This is a genomic window from Ochrobactrum teleogrylli, assembly GCF_037482325.1.
GTDB classification, from domain to species: domain Bacteria; phylum Pseudomonadota; class Alphaproteobacteria; order Rhizobiales; family Rhizobiaceae; genus Brucella; species Brucella teleogrylli.
On the sequence record NZ_JBBHKQ010000001.1, the window covers coordinates 2,659,910 to 2,680,817 of the forward strand.

A 20,908-nucleotide genomic window follows, 5' to 3' on the forward strand; every position below is an offset into this window, starting at 1 on the left:
TTCAGGGCGGGCCCATGATTTTATTCAGGCAGGATCAGAGCTCGCCTGCATCCTCAAGAATCTGCGTTGCCTTCTTGGCAGCGTCATCGAGGGCCTGCTGGGAGGTCTTGTCGCCAAGGATCGCTGCCTGAAGCTCAGGATAGACCGCGTTGGAGATTTCGATCCAGGATGGGGTCTGCGGAACCGGGAAAGCGGTCTTTGCCGTTTCCTGGAACACCGACAGCACTTCCTTCTTGTACGGGTTGGAAGCGGCCTGCTCGATCACGTAATCCCAGACAGCGGTGCGGGTCGGCAGGGTCCCTGCAGCCGATTCCTGCTTCTGCGAATCTTCGTTGGTCAGGAACCAGACGAGCGAGGCGGCGGCTTCCTTGGTTTCGCAAGCTTCCGTTACCGAGAAGCCGTGATGACCCGACCAGCCGGTGCGCTTGCCGGAAGAACCGGTTGGCGCCGGAGCGATGCCGACATTGCCAGCGACCTTCGACGACTTCGGATCGTTGAAATAGGTCGCCCAGCCCGGCCAATCCAGGTTGACCGCGATGGTGCCGGAAGCAAAACCAGCGCCCAGCTCATCCCACAGATAGTTGGTGGTGCCAGCCGGAACAGCCTTGGCCTTGTAGAGATTGACGAACCAGTCGAGGGCGCGAACACCGGCTTCCGAATTGAAAGCGGGCTTGCCGTCCTTGAGATATTCGCCGCCTTCGGCGACCAGCATTTCATAGAAGCGGCCATTGATGGCTTCTTCCTTGCCCGCAAACTGCGTGCCGTAGAAATTCGGCGGATCGGCGAAGAATACTGCCTGATCCGACACTTCCTTCCAGGTTTTGGCCGGTGCGAGGTCGTAGCCGTATTTCTCCTTGAACGCCTTCTTCTTGGCTTCGTCGTTGAAGAGGCTCTTCTGATAATAGAGTGCCGAAACGTCGAACTGCGCACGCGGCAGCATGATCAGCTTGCCGTCAAGCGTGGACGCCTTGATGACCGATGGCACGAAACCGTCGATTTCTTCCTTCGGAAGCAGCGAGTTCAGATCGACATAGAGGCTGGTATATTGCGGCGCGAAAGACGAGTGGTTGGAACCGACGCACCAGTTGATCGAACCCGAAGCGATGTCGGACTTGATTTCCTTGTCCAGCTCGAAATGGTTCTTCTTGGACAGGATGTTGACCTTGGCGCCAGTCGCCTTTTCCCATTCGCCGATACGCGAATAGAGCGCCTCATATTGCTGACCGCCGATCAGCTTAGCGTTGATCGTCACGCCGTCGAACTTGCCGGGCAGATCGGCTGCAACTGCCGGGGCCATCCCCACGGCGAGCCACGCCACACCTGCCAAAATGTGCGTCTTGAAACTTTGCATCACTTCTCCTCCTAAAACGGGCACTCCCTGCCCGCACCCCCGGTTGTGAAGGTTGTATTTATATGCAAACATAGTATTCAAGAACGGTCAAGGCGTTTTATCGCCGATATACGACTTTCGCAGCCGGAAATGTTTGTATATGAATGACGAAATTCACGAAGAGCCACCTTGGGGGAACGCATTTGGAAACCGATGACCGCTACCGCGCGCCCGCGCTCGACAAGGGCCTTGATATCCTCGAATTGCTGGCAGGCGTGGACGGCGGACTGACGCAGGCCGAGATCGCCAAGCATCTGGATCGCAGCCCGAACGAATTCTACCGCATGCTCGACCGGCTGGTGAAACGCGGCTATGTCACCAAGCTAGAGGGTGACCGTTATTCGCTGACGCTGAAACTGTTCGGCCTTGCCCAGTTGCACGCGCCGGTGCGCCGCCTCGCCTCGTTCGCAACGCCCTTCATGCGTGAGCTTGCCGACCGTTCCAAGCAGGCAAACCAGCTTGCCGTGTTCGACCGCGGTTCCGTGGTGGTGATTGCCCAGCAGGAAGCGCCGGACTATTGGGGCATTTCGATCCGCGTCGGCTCGCATATCAGCCTGTTCGACACCGGCTCGGGCCATGTGCTGCTTGCCTTCCGTTCGCCGGAAGAGCGCAAGATGATGATCGCTGAATATGGCAAGGATGGCGAGACCGTCGATCTCGATCCAAGCTTCTATGAGCGGCTCGACCAGATCCGCGAGCGCGGCTATGAAATGATGCCAAGCGCGCAGGTTGCAGGCGTTTATAACCTCTCCGCGCCCATTCTCGGACCAGACGGCACCTGCATCGCGGCGCTGACCTGCCCCTATGTCACGCTGGTCAATTCCGGCGCCTCGCCCGACATTACCCAGACCATCACGCTGCTGCAAAAGACGGTGCAGGAATTGTCCAAGCTGGTGGGCGCAGATCTTTCCACACTCGATTAGGGCTGGTTCCGTCCGGGTCGGACCACGCCCTAAATTCTTATTTGAAAACTATCTTCTTTTTTGAAAATATCGGGATAGGAGGAATCTCTATGCTGATTGATACCCATCTGCACCTGATCGACAAAAGCGCGCTCACCTATCCATGGCTAGGCGACGTGCCAGCGCTTGATCGGGATTTTCTGTTCGACACCTACCGGCAGCAGGCGGAACGCTGCGGCATCGCCGCCGCCCTGCATATGGAAGTGGATGTCGCGCCCGAAGCGATTCAGGCCGAAACGGACCATATTCGGGCGCTTTCCATCGCAAATGGCGGCTTCATCAAAGGCGCGATTGCATCCTGCCGCCCCGAAGAAGACGGCTTTGCCGCCTATCTTGAGCGCCAGCTTGCCGACCCTTTTGTCAAAGGCTTTCGCCGCGTTCTGCATGTCGTGCCGGACGAGCTTTCCGAAGGCGCGCTTTTCCGCGAAAACCTCAAGCGCATGGAAAACACGCGCCTGACTTTCGATCTCTGCACCCTGCCGCACCAGATCGACAAGGTTACCGCGCTCGCCGATCTGGCGCCGGGCCTGCAATTCGTGCTCGACCATTGCGGCGTGCCGGACATCAAGTCGGGCGCACTGGAAAGCTGGCAGAAAGGCATCACCGAGATTGCCCGCAGGCCGAATGTGGTGGCGAAGATTTCCGGTGTGGTAGCCTATGCCGATGCTGAAAGCTGGACTGCCGAAACCATCCGCCCCTATGTCGAACATGTCATCGAGGCGTTCAGCTGGGACCGAGTGGTATGGGGCAGCGACTGGCCAGTCTGCACGCTTGCGAGCTCTATCGATGCCGGACTTTCCACATGGGTGGCGACGACCCACACCCTGCTTGAAGGCTGCGGCAAGGACGAAAAAGCGCGCCTTCTGTCTGAGAACGCGCGCCGTATCTGGAACCTTTAAGTAGACGAGAATAGCTTTCTCCTCGACCCTCATCCTGAGGAGGCTCCCTGAGCGAAGCTCGGGGAGACGTCTCGAAGGGTGAGGAGGCAGGCACCGCATTTCCCCTTTGGATCCCTCGATCCTTCGAGACGCCTCCTTCGCAAGATCAGGAGTCTCCTCAGGCTGAGGGGATGGAGAGGTCGATCAATACCAGCCGTCAGAAGCTTTCGCGGAACAGCCGGTTCAGATCGGCGATCACCTGTTCTGCCGGTTCGTTGCCCTGAAGCCCCTTGTTGATGCGCTCTGACGCTGCTTCCTGAAACGGCATATAGCCGTCATGGCGTGGGCGCACCCATGCCCCTTCCAGCGTTGCGCGGGTGTCGCGATAGAAGTCCGACGTGGCCGCATTCACGCTGTCGTCTTCCCATGCTTCCGCATGGCCGGGCTGGCCGTTGGAAGCAGCATAAAGCCCCTTCTGCACTGCGCCGCTCGCTATCCAATAGGCGAAGTCGATGGCCGCTTGCGGGTGCTTCGTAAAGGCCGAAACGGCGATGCCGGTGCCACCCAGCGCCGAACCCGCAACACCTTTCACGCCTGCCGGAATATCGGCAAAACGGATCAGACGGTCGCGGAAACCCGGCATGGCATAGTTCACATATCCATAGATCAGGGGCACGCAGGCAATGCCGGAATCGGGCTTTGCCATTTCTTCGAACACCGCAATCGGGTCCATGCTGAAACATTCCGGCTTCACCAGCGCAGCAATTTCCCGAAGCTGTTCAAAAGCCGTCACGCCGTCTTCAAGGCGGATCAACGCGCCCTCGGTGGCACAAGGCGAACCGTTATTGGCAGCGAATGTATAGAAGCACATCAGCGAATGCGGCGAGCGCAATGGCAAAAGCACCTTGCCCGTGCGCGCCAGTTCCAGCACTTCGGCCCAACTTGTGGCGGGCTTTTTGATCAGGTCCGGACGCCATGCCTGAACCTGCGTGGCCGCATCGAGCGGAAACGCCCATTGATGGCCCTGCCAGTTATAGCTTGGGAAGGACTGCCCGACCGAACCGTCGGCCAGCGCCTCCAGCTCGGCTTCGCGGCCCGGCACATCGAGCGGCAGTAGGCAGCCTTCCTTGGTGATCTGGCCGACATGGGGATGATCGATCACGATCATATCGAAATTGCGCGCCAATTCCTCGACCGGAAAGGTCTCGAAATCCTGCAAGGAACGCTTTTCCCATTCGATCTCGACGCCCTTGTCGCTCAGCCATTGCGTGGCGCCGGCAACCATCGGATCGTAACCGCGCGGGTGGCTCCAGGTCATGCCTTTCAGCTTGATCGCACTCATAGACCAAACTCCTCACGAATTGCCTTGCTGTTTTCACCGACGCGCGGCGCTGCCCGTTCCACCTTGTGGCGCTGCCCGTTGATGCGCAGCGGCGAGCGAGTGGTGGTGATGGACACGTCATCCTCACGCGTGACGGTCTGCAGCATGTCGAGAACCGAAAAGCCGTCGCTGGCCAAGAGCTCTTCCCAGTTGAGAACGCGGGCGCACCAGATATCCGCCGGTTCCAGAATGGCCAGCCATTCATCCACCGTCTTCTGGGCGATGCGGTCGGCGATCAGGCGCTTGATTTCATCGCGCTTGGTAAACCAGCTCGACGGATCGTCGGCATAGGGCGCCAGCGTGTCGGCCTCCAGCAGCGCCGCCAGTTTCGGGATCGGCGTCATGGCAATGGCGAGATAGGCATCCGCCGCCTGATAGACCCCGTAAGGTGCGGAGAGATAAGCATGCGCGCTGCGGAAATCGGAACGTTTTGGCAAACGGCGTCCGTCATTGAGATGGGTGGTCAGCACTTCGAACTGGAAATCGACCAGCGCTTCCAAAAGGCTGGTTTCCACATGCGCGCCCTTGCCGGAAATGCCGCGCCGCACCAGTGCAGCGAGAATGCCCTGCGCCACCGCAGCGCCTGCCAGCATGTCGGCGACAGCCAGACCAAACGGCACCGGTCCCTGCCCTTCATCACCATTGAGCCACATCAGGCCTGAACGCGCCTGCGCCAGCAGATCCTGCCCGGGACGCTTGACCCAAGGACCTTCCTCGCCATAGCCGCTGATGGAGGCATAGACGAGGCGCGGATTGATCGCCTTGGCGGATTCATAATCAAGTCCGAGGCGTTCGATGACGCCGGGACGGAAATTCTGGATCAGAACATCGGCCTTGGTGATGAGCTTCTTCAGCGCTTCCACATCATCCGGATTTTTCAGGTCCAGCGCCAGACTGTCCTTGCCGCGATTGATGGCGTGGAAAATCGTTGAATCGCCACCGATCTCCGTATCGCTCAGATAAAGCCTGCGCGACAGGTCGCCGCCGTCCGGGCGCTCGATCTTGATGACACGGGCACCCAGATCCATGAGCCGCAGCGAGCAATAAGGCCCCGACAGAAACTGGCTCATATCCACAACAACGAGCCCGCTGAGCGGCAGTTCGTTTTCCGGCATTGGGGAAATTCCCTCCTCATGAATTTCTTATGTGAATATAGTCTTCACATATGGATTTATAGAAGGCAAGACCGAAATTGACGCAAAAACAAAAACGCCGCCCGAAACGGACGGCGTTTTTGAGAATTGAAAGTGAAGGCCTAAGCCGAATGATCAGACTTCGAGTTCGACTTCGCGGCTTGCGGTTTCGAGCAGCGTCCAGACGTGATCGGCGAGCGAGTTCCACACTTCGACCCGGTAGTGATCCGCATCCCATTTCATGAGGATGATTTGCACGCGGTCGAAGATGGTGCGGGCAGCACCGGGTGCCGCCATCGAAGCCAGATCGAGCGGCGAAGCGGCATTGAGCAGCCACTCGGCCTGCGGCCCGGTGATGTCGATGCCGGTCTCGCGATGGCTTACCTCGACCAGCGCATGCGGTTCTGTCTCGTAAAGGCTCGCGAAGGCCGCGACGATCTCCGCGGCCTTGCCGTCATCAGCCCAGATATACCATTCATCCGGTCCGATGCAGGCGACGGCGATCTCGCCGGTTTTTACAAGCCCGCCGATCTTTGCCGGGATTTTTGCGCCGAGCGCCTTTTCCGCCAGCGCCAGTTTTTCCGGCTTGAAGCGCAGGACAAAGCGCGCACCATCAGCAGCCGGACGGATATCGAGCTTGCCCGGAATAGCAACCGCGCGGCTCGCAAAAGGGTTGGTCTGTTGCAGCATGATGCGATCCTTATCCGTTCAGCTTTTTGCCTTCTGGGTCATAAAAGACGAGCCCAGTGATTTCCGCCTCATGCACACTGCCATCCGGCATCGGCATATAGATGGTTTCGCCCGTCCGGTCCTTGCCGCCGGCGACCAGCGCCATGGCGAAGGAACGGCCCAGCGTCTCGCTCCAATAGGACGAAGTGACATGGCCCAGCATGGTCATCGGCACGGCCTGTTTCGGATCGGCGACGATCTGCGCGCCTTCCTCCAGCACCAGCTTAGGGTCCTTCGGCAGCAGGCCGACCAGATGCTTGCGATCCTTCTTCAGCATGTCCGGGCGCGCCAGCGAACGCTTGCCGACGAAGTCCGGCTTCTGCTTGCCGATGGCCCAGCCGAGCGCGGCATCGTCCGGCGTCACCGTGCCGTCCGTATCCTGACCGACGATGATATAGCCCTTTTCGGCGCGCAGCACATGCATGGTTTCGGTGCCATAGGGCGTGATGTCGTATTTCTGGCCCGCTTCATAAAGCGCCTTCCACAAAGCCAGGCCGTAACGCGACGGGACATTGATTTCGAAGCCGAGTTCGCCGGTAAAGCTCATACGGAATAGACGCGCCGGTACGCCAAGGAACTTGCATTCCGCCACCGACATATGCGGGAAGGCTTCGTCGGAAAGATCCAGCCCCTCGACCATCGGCTCGATGAGCTTGCGCGCATTGGGGCCGTTCAGCGCCACCACGGCCCATTGTTCGGTCGTGGAGGTCAGCGAAACCTTGAGGTCCGGCCATTCCGTCTGGAGATAGTCCTCCATCATGTTCAGCACACGCGGCGCACCGCCAGTGGTGGTGGTGACATGGAACCGGTCCTGCGACAGCCTGCCGACGACACCGTCATCGCGGATGAAGCCGTCTTCACCGAGCAGCAGACCGTAACGGCAGCGCCCGACACCGAGCTTCGTCCATGGATTGGTGTACATGCGGTTCATGAATTCGGCTGCATCCGGGCCGACCACTTCGATCTTGCCGAGCGTCGATGCATCGAACATACCAAGGCTGGTGCGCACGGCCTTGCATTCGCGCGCGACGGCCTTGTGCATGTCTTCGCCCGCCTTGGGGAAATACCAGGCGCGACGCCACAGCGAGACCGGCTCGAAAGCAGCGCCCTGTTCTTCCGCCCATGAATCGATCGGCGTCTTGCGCGTCACGTCGAACAGCTTGCCCCGATTGTAGCCGCAGAAAGCGCCAAAGGTCGTCGGCGTATAGGGCGGACGGAAGGTCGTCAGGCCGACCTGCGGTGCGGGACGGCTGAGCGCATCGGACGCAACGGCGAGACCGTTGATGTTCGAGGTCTTGCCCTGATCGGTCGCCATGCCGTTGGTGGTGTAGCGCTTGATATGCTCGATGGAGCGGAAACCCTCACGCACGGCCAGACGAATATCCTTGGCGGTCACGTCGTTCTGGAAATCGATGAAGGCCTTTGCCTTGCCGGGATCGCGATCTGTCGGCAGCTCACGGCAATTGACGCCCGCGCAGACGAAATCGCCCGCCACCGCATATTCGGCGGGTTTCGCCTTGTGTCCGGCATCGCTTGCCGCAGCCGCACCGCTGACGGCACCCTCGCGCAGCGCAGCCTGAAGATCGAAATTGCCGTTACCGGCACCGGCGCAGCGGCTTTCTTCCGTGCGTTCGCCCGGCAGATAGATCTGGCGTTCCTCATCCCAGATAAGCGAGCCCTTGGTGTGCGAGAACAGATGCACGCTCGGATTCCAGCCGCCAGACATCAGCACGACATCGCAGGCAATGGTGCGCGCCGCGCCGACCGAACCGTTTTTGACCGGATTGACACGAACGGAGGAAACACGATGACGACCCGCCGTATCGCTGACGGTCCAGCCGGTCAGCGTTTCAATGCCGAGCATTTTTGCGCGGTTCACCAGACTGTCGGCGACCTGATCGCGCACATCGATAATGGCCGGTACCTTGACGCCCGCAACCGCGAGATCGAAGGCCGCAAGCCAGGCGGAATCATGCGAGGTAACAACGACAGCCTTTTCGCCGACCTTGACGCCGTAGCGATTAAGATAGGTGCGTGCGGCACCGGCCAGCATCACGCCCGGACGGTCATTGCCCGCAAAAACCAGCGGTTTTTCGATTGAACCCTGCGCAAGCACAACCTGCTTGGCGCGCACGCGCCACATGCGCTCACGCGGGGCATTGGCGGCGGGCTTTGCCTGATGGTCGGTCAGGCGCTGGCAAAGGCCGACCATGTTCTGATGATAATAGCCAATCGCCGTGGTGCGCGGCAAAAGCGTGACATTCGCCATCGCGCCCAGTGCTGCCAGCGTCTGGTTCAGCCAGTCCCAGCTGGTGCGGCCATTGATGACCGGCTCCGGCTCGGACAGGAGCGAGCCCCCCATTTCCGCCTGCTCGTCGCAGAGGAAAACTTTCGCGCCGCTCTTGGCGGCTTCAAGGGCTGCGGCAAGACCGGCAGGCCCGGCGCCCACCACCAGCACGTCGCAATAGGCATAACGGCTGGCATAGCTGTCGGGATCGGCTTCGGACGGCGATTTGCCGAGACCGGCAGCACCCCGGATGAAAGGCTCATAGACCTTGTTCCAAAAGCTCTTCGGCCACATGAAGGTCTTGTAGTAGAAGCCTGCCGAGAAGAACATGTAGAAGGCGTCGTTGACCGCGCCGACATCGTGCTTCAGCGACGGCCAGTGGTTCTGGCTTTCCGCCTTCAGCCCGTCATAAAGCTCCAGCACCGTGGCGCGGGTGTTCGGCTCGTAACGGCCCTCTCCACGCGAAACGCCCATCAGTGCATTCGGTTCTTCGGATCCGGCAGAAAGAATGCCGCGCGGACGGTGATATTTGAACGAACGGCCCGCCAGATGCTCGCCATTGGCCAGAAGCGCGGATGCAAGCGTATCGCCCTCAAAGCCGCTATAAGTCTTGCCGTTGAAGGAAAAGCGCACGGGCTTCGCCTTGTTGATGCGGCCTTTATTATTCAAACGCATGTCGGTCATTATTTTGTCTCCGCAGCGGGAGTTTCTGCCAATACAGGGCGCGGCTCACCGGCCTTATAGGTCATGACGAATTTGTCGCTCACCGTGTCGCGCACCGCATTGAAGAAGCGGCCGCAACCGTTGATGTGCCGCCAGCGTTCAAAATGCGTCCCGCGCGGGTTGGAGCGGATGAACAGGAAATCGCGCCATTCATCGTCGGAATAGGTCGAAGGATCGGCAGGACGCGCAATATGAGCTTCGCCCGCATAGGCGAATTCGAGTTCCGGACGTTCCATGTCGCAGTAAGGGCAACGGATCAAAAGCATGTCGATATTTCCTCAGTGCGCAACTGCGGCAGCCGCCGCTTCGTCGATCAGGCGACCCGTCTTGAAACGGTCGAGCGTGAACGGCGCGTTGATCCAGTGCGGCTCGTCGCGAGCGATGGTGTGGGCAAAGACATGCGCCGAACCCGGCGTTGCCTTAAAGCCGCCCGTGCCCCAGCCGCAATTGACATAGAGACCCGGAACCGGCGTCTTGCCGATGATCGGCGAGCGATCCGGGGTGACGTCGACGATGCCGCCCCATTTGCGCAACATACGCATGCGGGTGAAGATCGGGAAGATTTCGCAGATCGCCGCCAGCGTATGCTCGATCAGCGGCAGGCCGCCGCGCTGGCTGTAGGAAGTGTACTGATCCGTACCCGAACCGATCACCAGCTCGCCCTTGTCGGACTGGCTGATATAGGCATGGACGGTGTTGGACATGACCACGCAGGGGAAGATCGGCTTGACCGGCTCGGACACCAGCGCCTGCAGCGGGAAGCTTTCAAGCGGCATGCGCACACCAGCCGTATCCATGACGACCGAGGTGTTGCCTGCGGTCGAAACGGCGACCTTCTTGGCCTTGATGAAGCCGCGCGCGGTTTCAACGCCGGTCACACGGCCAGAAGCATCACGACGGATCGATAGAACCGGGCAATTCTGGATGATATCCACGCCGCGTTGGGTCGCGCCGCGCGCATAGCCCCAGGCCACCGCATCATGACGGGCCACGCCGCCGCGACGCTGCAAGGTTGCGCCAACCACCGGATAGCGGGCATTGGGCGAAATATCGAGTGGCGGGCAATATTCTTTGGCTTCTTCTTTCGACAGCCATTCATTGTCGATGCCATTGAGGCGGTTGGCATGGATATGGCGCTTGAAGCTCTGCACATCATGCACCGTATGCGCCAGCATCATGACGCCGCGCTGTGAGAACATAACGTTGTAGTTGAGGTCCTGACTGAGCCCCTCCCACAGCTTCACCGCATGTTCGTAGAGATGCGCGCTCTCGTCATAGAGATAGTTGGAGCGAATGATGGTGGTGTTGCGCCCCGTATTGCCACCGCCGAGCCAGCCCTTTTCGATCACGGCGACATTGGTGATGCCGTGTTCCTTGGCCAGATAATAGGCGGCACCCAGACCATGACCGCCCGCGCCGACGATGATCACATCATACTCGGCCTTGGGTTCGGCATTGGGCCATTGCGGGTCCCAGTTCTTGTTACCGGAAAGCGCGTTTTTGATAATAGAAGCTGCAGAAAAGCGGGACATGAACAACCACCAGTTTCGCGGCTGCAAGCACCCTGACGGCACATGCGAAGCCTTTGATGATATTTCTATTGTGTCCTGTGAAAACCCGACAGCAGGCTTGCGTCAAAAGACGCCATAAATACGACATGCGCACCATTTCGCGACATGACGCCCCGCGCAATAACGATGGCTTTTTGCCTGCCCGCCAGTCCTCCTGACAGACAGCTGTCAGGAGCCGGTTCCACCCAAGGTTTCCTTTTTGCGGTCGCGCTATAGTTTATCATGAACACAATTCAGCAATATGGGACGAGGAAAATGTCATACCGAGGTCTTCTGAAGGGCGCAGCCATCGCAGTCACCCTGATTGCGGGCGCGACGGGACTTTCAAATCCAGCACAATCACAGGTTGTCGTTTCATCCAAGATCGATACGGAAGGCGGCGTGCTGGGCAACATCATTCTCGCCATGCTCAACGCCAACGGCATTCAGACGACCGACCGTATTCAGCTCGGCGCGACGCCGGTGGTGCGCAAGGCAATCGTGGCCGGTGAGATCGATATTTACCCCGAATATACCGGCAATGCGGCCTTCTTCTTCAACAAGGCAGATGATCCGCTCTGGAAAGACCCGGCCAAGGCGTTTGAGACGGCAAAGAAGCTCGATTACGACGCCAACAAGATTGTCTGGCTGTCGCCTTCGCCCGCCAACAACACCTGGGGCATCGCGCTGCGCAAGGATGTGGCGGACGAAAACAAGCTCACGAGCCTCAGCGATTTCGGCAAATATGCGTCCGGTGGCGGCAAGGTCATTCTGGCCGCCTCGTCGGAATTCGTGAATTCGGCTGCCGCCCTGCCCGCTTTCCAGACTGCCTATGGCTTCGCGCTGAAGCAGGATCAGCTGATCACTTTGTCCGGTGGCGATACGGCTGCGACCATTGCCGCCGCCGCCAACCAGACCAATGGCGCGAATGCGGCCATGGTCTACGGCACCGATGGCGGCATCGCGCCGTCCGGGCTGGTGGTGCTGGAAGATGACAAGCATGTGCAGCCCGTGTATCAGCCCGCACCCATCATCCGCGAGGACGTGCTGAAAAAGAACCCGAAGATCGAAGAACTGCTGAAGCCGGTTTTCGCAAAGCTCGACCTGACCACGCTGCAGGAACTGAACGGTCGCGTGCAGTTGGGCGGCGAACCGGCCAAGGCGGTCGCCGAAGACTTCCTGAAGAAGAACGGCTTTTTGAAATAGGCGGATAAAGGCGACCCGTTGCCGGATAGAATCGCAGTCCCTCATTCCAATTCGGCGAATGCTGAAAAGGCCTCGCATGGCCTGTTCGGCCATGTTGACAAGCTTGGCTTCGTCATCGCGGTTTCGTCCATTGCCGGGCTGCTGCTGCCCTTTGCCAATTTCCGCGCCAACCGCATCGTGCAGGGCGAGCCGCGCTTTGTGCTCGACGCCTTGCCCATGGCCGAAGCCTTGTCTTTGCTTGGCATAATGGCAGCGGTCCTGCTTTTTGGCCTCTGCTCGGCCAAAGCCATGCTGCGGCTTGGCGCAAGCCTCGTCGGCCTTGCTGCCATCCTGATCGCGATCGGGCTTGCGGCAACACATCTTTCACCCGACGGCAATAATTATGCCCGCGTTTCACCTGCATCGGGCTTCTGGCTGCTGCTGTTTGCCAGCGGCATTTCGGTTGCCGACGCTCTGGTGCGCTTGCAAGTGCGACCGCTCATGCGTGTGGGCTTGCTGATACTCGCGGCCCTTCTTCTTTATGCGCTGCTCGCCTCGGGATTTTGGGACAATCTGTCCTTCATGAAGGAATATCTCAGCCGCGCCGACAGTTTCTGGAACGAAGCCCGCCGTCATGTGGAACTGGCGCTCGGCTCGCTTGTCGCAGCGACGATCATCGGCATTCCGCTTGGCCTCGTCTGCCACCGTGTGCCACGGCTGCGCGGACTGGTGCTGAACAGCCTCAACATCGTGCAGACCATTCCCTCCATGGCGCTCTTCGGCATTCTGATCGCACCGCTCGGCTGGCTTGCAGCCAACGCGCCATGGGCGGCAAGCCTCGGCATTCGCGGCATTGGGGCCGCTCCCGCTTTCGTGGCGCTGTTTCTCTATTCGCTGCTGCCCATCGTCGCCAATACGGTGGCCGGGCTCGCGCAGGTGCCAGCACCGGTCAGCGATGCCGCGCGCGGCATGGGCATGACGCGGCTGCAACGGCTGTTCAAAACCGAATTTCCGCTAGCCTTTCCGGTGATCCTCACCGGCATCCGCATCGTGATGGTGCAGAATATCGGCATGACCACCATTGCCGCCCTGATCGGCGGTGGCGGTTTTGGCACCTTCGTCTTTCAGGGCATCGGACAGACGGCCATGGACCTCGTGCTGCTCGGCGCGCTGCCAACGGTTCTGCTGGCCTTTGGTGCTGCCGTTCTGCTCGACGCCGCCATTGAAATCGCCGGGAAAGGAACCGCGCCATGATCGAGTTCGACCGGATCACCAAGCGCTATAATGGCCGGGCTGCCGTGGATGCGGTCAGCTTTTCCGTTGAGCCGCACAGTATCGCGGCCATTGTCGGCACATCAGGTTCAGGCAAGACGACCCTGCTGCGCATGGTCAACCGTCTCGTCGAGCCGACCGAAGGCGAAATTCGCATCGACGGGCACAGCAATATGGACGAGCCGGGGCACGCCTTGCGGCGGCGGATCGGTTACGTGATCCAGCAGCACGGGCTTTTCCCGCATCGCACGGTCGCGGAAAATATCGCCACCGTGCCGGTTCTGCTCGGCTGGACGAAACAGCGTATCGATGCCCGCGTCGATGAACTGCTCGATTTGTTTCAGCTTGAACCGGCGGATTATCGCGACCGCTATCCGCAGGAACTGTCCGGCGGGCAACAGCAGCGCGTCGGCGTCGCCCGGGCGCTGGCGGCGGAACCGAACATATTGCTGATGGATGAACCTTTCGGCGCGCTCGACCCGGTCATCCGTGCCAAGGCGCAGGAAGACCTGAAGGCGATCCAGCGCCGTTTCGGCACCACGATCCTGCTGGTCACGCATGATATGGAGGAAGCCATTTCGCTTGGTGACCATATTGCGGTGATGGATGACGGCAAGCTTTTGCAATATGGCCCGCCTGCGGAAATTCTGGCGCGACCCGCGACGGAATTCGTCGAAAGGCTGATCGGCACCGGCGAGCGCCCGTTCCGCCTGCTCTCGCTCACCGATCTCAAGACGGTCCTGCAACCGGGTGATGCCAGCGGCGACGCCATGCCGGTTTCCGCCTCGCAACGCGATGCGCTGGCCGAGCTTTTATGGTCGGGTCGCAATGCTCTGCCGGTTCTGGACGCAGACGGCAGACCGCTTGGCCGCGTCACACTGGAAAAGCTGTTGCGAAAAGCGGAACGCCCGGCATGAGGCTGTTCATTTCCATCATTCCACGGCTGGCGCTTCTGGCGATGCTGCTGCTTTTTCTGATGCAGCCGCATCTGTTCGAGCCCGTCTTCCGCCCATTGGTCAGCGATGGCGCGCCCGTCATCTATGACCGCGCCAATCTGATGACGCTGACCTTGCAGCATTTGGGGCTGGTGGCATTGGCGACCCTGATATCGACGCTGGTGGCGGTCGCCATGGCGATCTTCGTGACCAGACGGCAGGGCGCGGAGTTTCTGCCGCTTTCGCGCAGTCTGGTGAATATCGGCCAGACCTTTCCGCCCGTTGCGGTGCTGGCGCTCGCCGTGCCGATCTTCGGTTTCGGCGACAAGCCGACGCTGATCGCGCTGTTTCTCTATGGGCTGCTGCCGATCTTTGAAAACACGCTGACCGGCCTCACCACCCTGCCTGCGCCTGTCGTGGAAGCGGCGCGCGGCATGGGCATGACGGGAATGCAGCGTCTGGTCAAAGTGGAAATGCCGCTTGCCATGCCGGTCATTCTTGCCGGAATAAGGCTATCGGCGGTGATCGGCCTTGCCACCGCCACCATCGGCTCGACAGTGGCCGCCCGGACGCTTGGCGAAGTCATCATCGCCGGTCTCATCTCCAACAACCTTGCTTTCGTGCTGCAAGGCGGCCTTGTCGTCGCGGCGCTGGCCATTTTGATCTTCGACGGATTTCAGGCCCTTGAACATTATCTCATGAAACAGGCCGGAACCGACGCCTGAACCGCACCAGCCCCCTTTGAATAGCCGCATTGCATTCCTATATCGTCGTAAATGACCATTGGATGAGGAACGGAATGAATATCGGGCAGGCAGCCACAGCATCGGGCATATCGGCGAAGATGATCCGCCATTATGAAACCATCGGGCTTATCGAGGCTGCCGAACGCACAGGTTCCGGCTATCGCGTCTACACGCAAAAAGATGTCGAGACGCTGCGCTTCATCCGTCGCAGCCGCGATCTCGGTTTTCAGGTCGAGCAGATCAAGGAACTTCTGGCGCTCTGGCGTGATCGCAACCGCGCTTCTTCCGATGTGAAGAAAGTTGCGCTCGTTCATGTCGAGGAACTGGAAGCCAAGATGCTCCAACTGCAGGAAATGGCCGACACGCTGCGCCATCTGGCGCAAAACTGCCATGGCGATAACCGTCCCGACTGCCCGATCATCCACCAGCTCGCGGCAAACGTCGCCGAGCCGCGCAAACGCCCTGCCGCGCGCAAGGGCGAATTGCTGCACAGTAAGGTCTGACCAACCCACATATTCAGAAGAAAACGCCGGGATTTCTCCCGGCGTTTTTGTTGCAACTTCCGTTGGGAGTTAGCTCTTCGGCAGCGTATAGGCGATAACGTAATCGCCCGGCTTGGTGCCGATCGAGCCATGACCACCGGCCACCATCAGCACGAATTGCTGATCGCCGACCGTGTAGGACATTGGTGTCGCCTGTCCGCCTGCGGGCAGACGTGCTTCCCACAGAACCTTGCCATTGGTCAGGTCATAGGCGCGCAGATAGTTGTCCACGGCGGCACCGAGGAAGGCAACGCCGCCTGCCGTGATCATCGGTCCGCCTATGCCCGGTACGCCGACTTTCAGCGGCAGCGGAACCGGCGCCATATCGCGGATGGTGCCGTTGCGATGCTTGTAGACGGTCTTGCCGGTGCGCAGATCGACGCCCGTGACATAGCCCCATGGCGGGGTCTGGCACGGAATGCCGAGCGGGCCGAGGAACGGTCCCATGAAGACGCCATAAGGCGCGCCGTCATTGCGGTTCAAGCCCTGTTCGCTGCCCTTCTCATCCTGTCCCTTCGGTGGAATTTCCGAACGCGGGACAAGGCGCGAGGTGAAGGCCAGATAGGTCGGCATGCCGAACATGACCTGACGCACCGGATCGACCGCCACACTGCCCCAGTTGAAGACGCCGAAATTGCCCGGATAGACAATGGTGCCCTTCAGCGAAGGTGGCGTGTAGCGGCCTTCATAGGCAAGCTGGTGGAACTTGATGCGGCAGGCCAGTTGATCGAACATCGTCACACCCCACATGTCGCTTTCACGCAATGCAGGCGGGCTGAAAGTCAGATCGGAGATCGGCTGCGTCGGCGACGAATGATCTTCCGGGATAGTGCCGGTCGGAGCCGGGATTTCCTTGACCGGAATGATCGGCTCGCCGGTGCGGCGGTCGAGCACATAGAGGTCGCCCTGCTTGGTCGGGCCGACCAGCGCAGGCGTGCCATTGATATCGAGCAGCACCGGCTGCGCCGGAACGTCCATGTCCCACAGATCATGGTGGACCGTCTGGCGCACCCACTTCACCTGACCCGTATTCACATCGAGCGCGACGATGGAGGAGGAATATTTCTCCACATTTTCGCTGCGTCCCATACCGAGCTGGTCGGGCACCTGATTGCCGAGCGGGATGAAGATCAGGCCAAGCTTTTCGTCCACGCTGGACACCGACCAGCTATTGGGCGAATTCGTGGTGTAGAACTGGCCTTCCGGCAGCGGTGTCGTGACGTCCGGATTACCCGAATCCCAGTTCCAGATAAGCTGGCCCGTGCGGATATCGAAGGCGCGGATGACGCCCGACTGCTCTTCCGTCGAATAGTTGTCGTTGACGGCGCCGCCGACAATGATCTTGTCGCCAACAACAGCCGGAGGCGAGGTCGAGTAATAATAACCGGCCGGATTATATTTCATGCCATGGCCGAGATCGAGCGTACCGCCATTGGCGAAATCGGTGCAGATTTCACCGGTCGCCGTGTCGAGCGCGATCAGACGCGCATCCGAGGTCGGCAGATAAACGCGTTCTGCACATTTCGCGCCAGCCGTTGCATTGGTGTCCTTCCAGTAGCTCACGCCACGGCAAGTCTGGTGCTGGCGGTCGGTGTTGAAGCCGACCTTCGGGTCGAACTTCCACTTTTCCTTGCCGGTCGCGGCGTCGAGCGCAATCGCCCAGTTATGCGGCGTGCAGAGATAAAGCGAATCGCCGATCTTCAGCGGCGTCACCTGATAGGTGGTTTCGCCGACATCCTGCGGCTGCTTCACGTCGCCGGTCTGGTACTGCCAGGCCACCTGCAATTTGGAGACATTGTCAGGCGTGATCTGCGCCAGCGGCGAATAACGCTGGCCGTAAGGCGTGCGGCCATATTGGTGCCATTCGCCTTCCGGCACATTGCCGCCGAGGTCCGGCGTCGCCGCAACCTTCTCTGTCGGCAGGTCGCCGGAAATATTGTACGGGTCCTGCGTCATGGAATAGCCAGCAATGGCAAGCGCGATGACGCTCGCGACCGTCAGCGGCAGCCCGCCGCCGCCCTTGCCACTATTGAGCGGCTTTCTGATCCAAGGGGTCAAAAGCCACAGGCCGAGCAGCACGATGATGCCGCCACGCGCGCCAAGCTGCCACCAGTCAAAACCGACTTCATAGACGGCCCAACCGAGCGACCCGAGCACGATCAGCGCATAGAGCCACAGGGCCGAAGCGCTTCTTTTGAAGAGAAGAGCGCCTGTCAGCAAAAAGCCGACAGCCGCAACGATATAGTACCAGCTGCCCCCCAGGGTGATCAGCTCGATACCGCCCCAGCCGAGCGCAAGCCCGACCAGCAGAAGGACGATGGAGGTCAAGGAAATCAGCAAAATATTACCCCTTCAAGTGTGACTGCAGACCCGCCGTGTCTGAACAGAAATGCACGGAACACATCGAATGCGAGAAGTCCTGATGGGTGGGAGCGCCGCTGCGTTTCTGACGCCGCGACACTCTCTGCCTTCAAATAAAATTAGGCAGAAATCTAAAAAGACCAGAGGAAACGAAAAAAGGCAGCTCATGAGAGCCGCCTTTGCTCGGGAGTTAGTTTCTATCGCTGATTTAATCAGCCGAGGGGACTCTTGAACCGCCGCAACCGCAACGCATTGCTGAGCACGAAAATGCTCGACAGCGCCATGGCGCCCGCTGCCAGAACCGGCGACAGCAAAGTGCCGGTGAAGGGGTAGAGAACACCGGCGGCGACCGGAATGAGCGCCACATTATAGGCGAACGCCCAGAAGAGGTTCTCGCTGATATTGCGGATCGTCGCCTTGGATATGGCGATGGCATTGGCGACACCGCGCAGGTCGCCCGACATCAGCACCACATCCGCACTTTCAATCGCAATATCCGTTCCGGTTCCGATGGCGATGCCAACATCTGCCGCGGCCAGTGCCGGAGCGTCGTTGATGCCATCGCCAACGAAAGCGATCCGCTTGCCGCCAGCCGAAAGCCGCTTCAGCGCTTCGACCTTGCCGTCCGGCAGTACTTCCGCCACCACTTCATCAATGCCGAGCCGCTTGGCGATGGCCTGCGCGGTGCGGCGATTGTCGCCGGTAATCATCGCCACGGTGAGCCCCTGTTCGTGTAGAGCGGCGATGGCGGCAGGCGTGGTCTCCTTCATCGGGTCTGCGACCGTCAGGATAGCCGCAAGCTTGTCGTCAACGGCGGCATAAAGCGGCGACTGCCCTTCATCGCCAAAGCGCTTCGCATCCTCGGCAAACACCGCCACATCATGGCCGAGCTTCGCCATATAGCGATCAGCGCCGATAGCGATTTCATGCCCCGAGACGGTCGCCTTGAGGCCGAAACCCGGCACTGCTTCGAAAGCCGAGACATCGGCAAGCTTCAGGCCCTTTTCCTTGGCTGCCGTCACAATGGCGTCGGCAATCGGATGTTCCGAGCGAGCTTCGACAGCTGCCACCAGCGCCAGAAGTTCGTGCCTGTCGAAACCGTCTACCGTTGCAAAATGCGCCAGTGCAGGCTTGCCCTGGGTCAGCGTGCCGGTCTTGTCGACGGCGATGATCGATGCATCGCGCAAGGTTTGCAGTGCATCGCCCCGGCGAAACAGAACGCCGAACTCGGCGGCGCGACCGGTGCCAACCATGATGGAGGTCGGCGTGGCAAGGCCCATGGCGCAAGGGCACGCGATGATGAGCACCGCAATGGCATTGACCAGCGCGTAGCCAAGCATGGCCGTCCCTCCGATGGCGAGCCAGAGCACGAAGGTCAACGCGGCGGCGGCCATGACGGCGGGCACGAACCAGCCCGTCACCTTGTCGACCTTGGCCTGAATGGGCAGCTTGTCGGCTTGCGCATCCTCGACCATGCGGATGATCTGCGAGATCACCATATCACGGCCCACCTTGGTGGCGCGGAAGGTGAAAGCGCCGGTTTTATTGATGGTGCCGCCGACCACTTCCGCGCCCTCGTCCTTGGCGACAGGGACGGGCTCGCCGGTGATCATCGATTCATCGACATAGGACGAGCCTTCGACCACCTCGCCATCGACCGGCACTTTCTCGCCGGGCCGCACCTGCACGATATCGCCTGCGCGCACGTCTTCCAGCGGCACATCGATCGTCTCGCCATTGCGCACCACGCGGGCCGACTTGGCCTGCAAGCCGACCAGACGGCTGATGGCCGCACTGGTGCGCCCCTTGGCGCGCGCTTCAAGATAGCGCCCGATCAGAATCAGCGTGACGATAACCGCCGCCGCCTCGAAATAGACATTGACGGTGCCCGCTGGCAAAACGCCCGGCAGGAAGGTTGCGACAAGCGAGAAGCCCCAGGCCGCAAGCGTGCCGACGACCACCAACGAGTTCATATCCGGTGTGGCGCGCAGCAGCGCCGGAATGCCCTTCTTGAAGAAGCGCAGACCGGGGCCGAACAGGACGAGCGTGGTCAGCACGAATTGCAGATACCAGCTGTTCTGCATGCCGATCCGGTCCATCACGAACATATGGACAGCGGGAATGAGATGCGATCCCATTTCCAGCACGAAGACCGGAAGCGTCAGGACGGCGGCCAGCAGAACGCTCTTCTTCAGTTCCGCAGCTTCGGCATCGCGCTTTTCGCTTTGGGTTTCGGCTGGCGCTTCATCTTTTCTATCGTTCAGCGACCGCGCTTCGTAACCAGCTTTCTCGACGGCCTTGACGAGTTCGGATGTCTCGACCCCACCCGCCAGTTCCACATGCGCGCGTTCGGTCGCCAGATTGACGCTGGCCCGCGTCACGCCCGGCACCGCATTCAACGCCTTTTCGACCTTGCTGACGCAGGAAGCGCAGCTCATGCCCTCAATGGCAAGATCGACGCTGCCGGAAGGAACCTCATAGCCCGCCTTGCGAATGGCATCGATAACGGCAGGCAGATCCGGCGCGCCTTTGAAGGTTACGTCGGCGCGCTCGGTGGCCAGATTGACGGAAACCTTGTCGACGCCCGCAACCTTCGACACGGCCTTTTCGACGGAGGAAACACAGGATGCGCAGCTCATGCCTTCCACGGGAACGGGAAAGCTGATGGTTTCGTGATCGACGGGCTTGTTCATGGCAATCCTCTTCGAGACCTTTAGCGGTCCCTTTTCACGCCTTCGGGCGCGCATCTTGTCCGAAAACCGTTTCACACTTTTCGGGATGCGCTCAGAGGCTAGATTTCTGAATTGCCATATAAGTAGTCCTTCCCACCGTTG

Annotated in this window: 16 protein-coding genes; 7 read left to right on the forward strand and 9 right to left on the reverse strand. The window is 60.1% G+C overall.

Translation table 11 applies throughout. The features are described 5' to 3' along the window. Positions 1-34 precede the first annotated feature (34 nt). On the reverse strand, positions 35-1,351 hold the full coding sequence (locus WIX40_RS12525; RefSeq protein ID WP_339440030.1) for an ABC transporter substrate-binding protein: 1,317 nt from the start codon (positions 1,349-1,351) through the stop codon (positions 35-37). 143 nt (positions 1,352-1,494) lie between these two features. On the opposite strand from WIX40_RS12525, the gene WIX40_RS12530 reads away from it, so the two are divergent. Together WIX40_RS12530 and WIX40_RS12535 are read left to right on the forward strand one after the other, a co-directional pair. Beyond that, the gene (locus WIX40_RS12530) at positions 1,495-2,313 is read left to right on the forward strand and encodes an IclR family transcriptional regulator (protein ID WP_171316747.1); all 819 of its coding nucleotides are present in this window, start codon (positions 1,495-1,497) and stop codon (positions 2,311-2,313) included. 89 nt (positions 2,314-2,402) lie between these two features. Next, positions 2,403-3,251 (forward strand): amidohydrolase family protein, encoded by an 849-nt coding sequence (locus WIX40_RS12535; protein WP_339440031.1) that lies wholly within the window; start codon positions 2,403-2,405, stop codon positions 3,249-3,251. 196 nt (positions 3,252-3,447) lie between these two features. On the opposite strand, the gene WIX40_RS12540 is transcribed toward WIX40_RS12535, so the two are convergent. From WIX40_RS12540 to WIX40_RS12565, 6 genes are all read right to left on the reverse strand, one after another. Next, the gene (locus WIX40_RS12540) at positions 3,448-4,572 is read right to left on the reverse strand and encodes an ABC transporter substrate-binding protein (protein WP_339440032.1); all 1,125 of its coding nucleotides are present in this window, start codon (positions 4,570-4,572) and stop codon (positions 3,448-3,450) included. Next, positions 4,569-5,726: a CaiB/BaiF CoA transferase family protein gene (locus tag WIX40_RS12545; protein ID WP_171316754.1), complete on the reverse strand. Its 1,158-nt coding sequence runs from the start codon at positions 5,724-5,726 to the stop codon at positions 4,569-4,571. Before WIX40_RS12545 ends, WIX40_RS12540 begins: the two co-directional genes overlap by 4 nt. 153 nt (positions 5,727-5,879) lie before the next feature. After that, the gene (locus tag WIX40_RS12550) at positions 5,880-6,434 is read right to left on the reverse strand and encodes a sarcosine oxidase subunit gamma (RefSeq protein WP_339440033.1); all 555 of its coding nucleotides are present in this window, start codon (positions 6,432-6,434) and stop codon (positions 5,880-5,882) included. A 10-nt stretch (positions 6,435-6,444) separates the two neighbouring features. Then, positions 6,445-9,444: a sarcosine oxidase subunit alpha gene (locus tag WIX40_RS12555; RefSeq protein ID WP_339440034.1), complete on the reverse strand. Its 3,000-nt coding sequence runs from the start codon at positions 9,442-9,444 to the stop codon at positions 6,445-6,447. Continuing rightward, a complete protein-coding gene (locus WIX40_RS12560; protein ID WP_109368236.1) occupies positions 9,444-9,749 on the reverse strand; it encodes a sarcosine oxidase subunit delta in 306 nt (101 codons plus the stop codon). Before WIX40_RS12560 ends, WIX40_RS12555 begins: the two co-directional genes overlap by 1 nt. A 12-nt stretch (positions 9,750-9,761) precedes the next feature. Continuing rightward, positions 9,762-11,015 (reverse strand): sarcosine oxidase subunit beta family protein, encoded by a 1,254-nt coding sequence (locus WIX40_RS12565; RefSeq protein ID WP_109368235.1) that lies wholly within the window; start codon positions 11,013-11,015, stop codon positions 9,762-9,764. 294 nt (positions 11,016-11,309) lie between these two features. Between WIX40_RS12565 and osmF the strand changes: the two genes are divergently transcribed. The 5 genes from osmF (at position 11,310) to cueR (ending at position 15,674) form a co-directional block, all read left to right on the forward strand. After that, on the forward strand, positions 11,310-12,239 hold the full coding sequence (gene osmF, locus WIX40_RS12570; RefSeq protein ID WP_339440035.1) for a glycine betaine ABC transporter substrate-binding protein OsmF: 930 nt from the start codon (positions 11,310-11,312) through the stop codon (positions 12,237-12,239). 30 nt (positions 12,240-12,269) lie between these two features. Continuing rightward, complete coding sequence (locus WIX40_RS12575) at positions 12,270-13,472, forward strand: ABC transporter permease (RefSeq protein WP_339441021.1); 1,203 nt, start codon at positions 12,270-12,272, stop codon at positions 13,470-13,472. Next, positions 13,469-14,407, forward strand: coding sequence for an ABC transporter ATP-binding protein (locus tag WIX40_RS12580; protein WP_339440036.1), 939 nt, complete (start codon positions 13,469-13,471; stop codon positions 14,405-14,407). Before WIX40_RS12575 ends, WIX40_RS12580 begins: the two co-directional genes overlap by 4 nt. Next, the gene (locus tag WIX40_RS12585; RefSeq protein WP_140024423.1) at positions 14,404-15,150 is read left to right on the forward strand and encodes an ABC transporter permease; all 747 of its coding nucleotides are present in this window, start codon (positions 14,404-14,406) and stop codon (positions 15,148-15,150) included. Before WIX40_RS12580 ends, WIX40_RS12585 begins: the two co-directional genes overlap by 4 nt. A gap of 74 nt (positions 15,151-15,224) precedes the next feature. Further along, positions 15,225-15,674: a Cu(I)-responsive transcriptional regulator gene (cueR, locus tag WIX40_RS12590; protein WP_109368231.1), complete on the forward strand. Its 450-nt coding sequence runs from the start codon at positions 15,225-15,227 to the stop codon at positions 15,672-15,674. A gap of 69 nt (positions 15,675-15,743) precedes the next feature. Here cueR and WIX40_RS12595 read toward each other — a convergent pair whose 3' ends face one another. Continuing rightward, positions 15,744-18,053, reverse strand: coding sequence for a glucose/quinate/shikimate family membrane-bound PQQ-dependent dehydrogenase (locus WIX40_RS12595; RefSeq protein WP_339440037.1), 2,310 nt, complete (start codon positions 18,051-18,053; stop codon positions 15,744-15,746). A gap of 233 nt (positions 18,054-18,286) precedes the next feature. Further along, a complete protein-coding gene (locus WIX40_RS12600; protein ID WP_339440038.1) occupies positions 18,287-20,767 on the reverse strand; it encodes a heavy metal translocating P-type ATPase in 2,481 nt (826 codons plus the stop codon). Between the last annotated feature and the right edge of the window lie 141 nt (positions 20,768-20,908).

Coding starts and splice junctions, on each gene's coding strand:
- WIX40_RS12585 (WP_140024423.1), top strand. CDS start 14,404: ATGAGGCTGTTCATTTCCATCATTCCACGGCTGGCGCTTCTGGCGATG.
- WIX40_RS12540 (WP_339440032.1), bottom strand. CDS start 4,572: ATGAGTGCGATCAAGCTGAAAGGCATGACCTGGAGCCACCCGCGCGGT.
- WIX40_RS12535 (WP_339440031.1), top strand. CDS start 2,403: ATGCTGATTGATACCCATCTGCACCTGATCGACAAAAGCGCGCTCACC.
- WIX40_RS12560 (WP_109368236.1), bottom strand. CDS start 9,749: ATGCTTTTGATCCGTTGCCCTTACTGCGACATGGAACGTCCGGAACTC.
- osmF (WP_339440035.1), top strand. CDS start 11,310: ATGTCATACCGAGGTCTTCTGAAGGGCGCAGCCATCGCAGTCACCCTG.
- WIX40_RS12580 (WP_339440036.1), top strand. CDS start 13,469: ATGATCGAGTTCGACCGGATCACCAAGCGCTATAATGGCCGGGCTGCC.
- WIX40_RS12550 (WP_339440033.1), bottom strand. CDS start 6,434: ATGCTGCAACAGACCAACCCTTTTGCGAGCCGCGCGGTTGCTATTCCG.
- cueR (WP_109368231.1), top strand. CDS start 15,225: ATGAATATCGGGCAGGCAGCCACAGCATCGGGCATATCGGCGAAGATG.
- WIX40_RS12600 (WP_339440038.1), bottom strand. CDS start 20,767: ATGAACAAGCCCGTCGATCACGAAACCATCAGCTTTCCCGTTCCCGTG.
- WIX40_RS12530 (WP_171316747.1), top strand. CDS start 1,495: ATGACGAAATTCACGAAGAGCCACCTTGGGGGAACGCATTTGGAAACC.
- WIX40_RS12525 (WP_339440030.1), bottom strand. CDS start 1,351: ATGCAAAGTTTCAAGACGCACATTTTGGCAGGTGTGGCGTGGCTCGCC.
- WIX40_RS12545 (WP_171316754.1), bottom strand. CDS start 5,726: ATGCCGGAAAACGAACTGCCGCTCAGCGGGCTCGTTGTTGTGGATATG.
- WIX40_RS12565 (WP_109368235.1), bottom strand. CDS start 11,015: ATGTCCCGCTTTTCTGCAGCTTCTATTATCAAAAACGCGCTTTCCGGT.
- WIX40_RS12555 (WP_339440034.1), bottom strand. CDS start 9,444: ATGACCGACATGCGTTTGAATAATAAAGGCCGCATCAACAAGGCGAAG.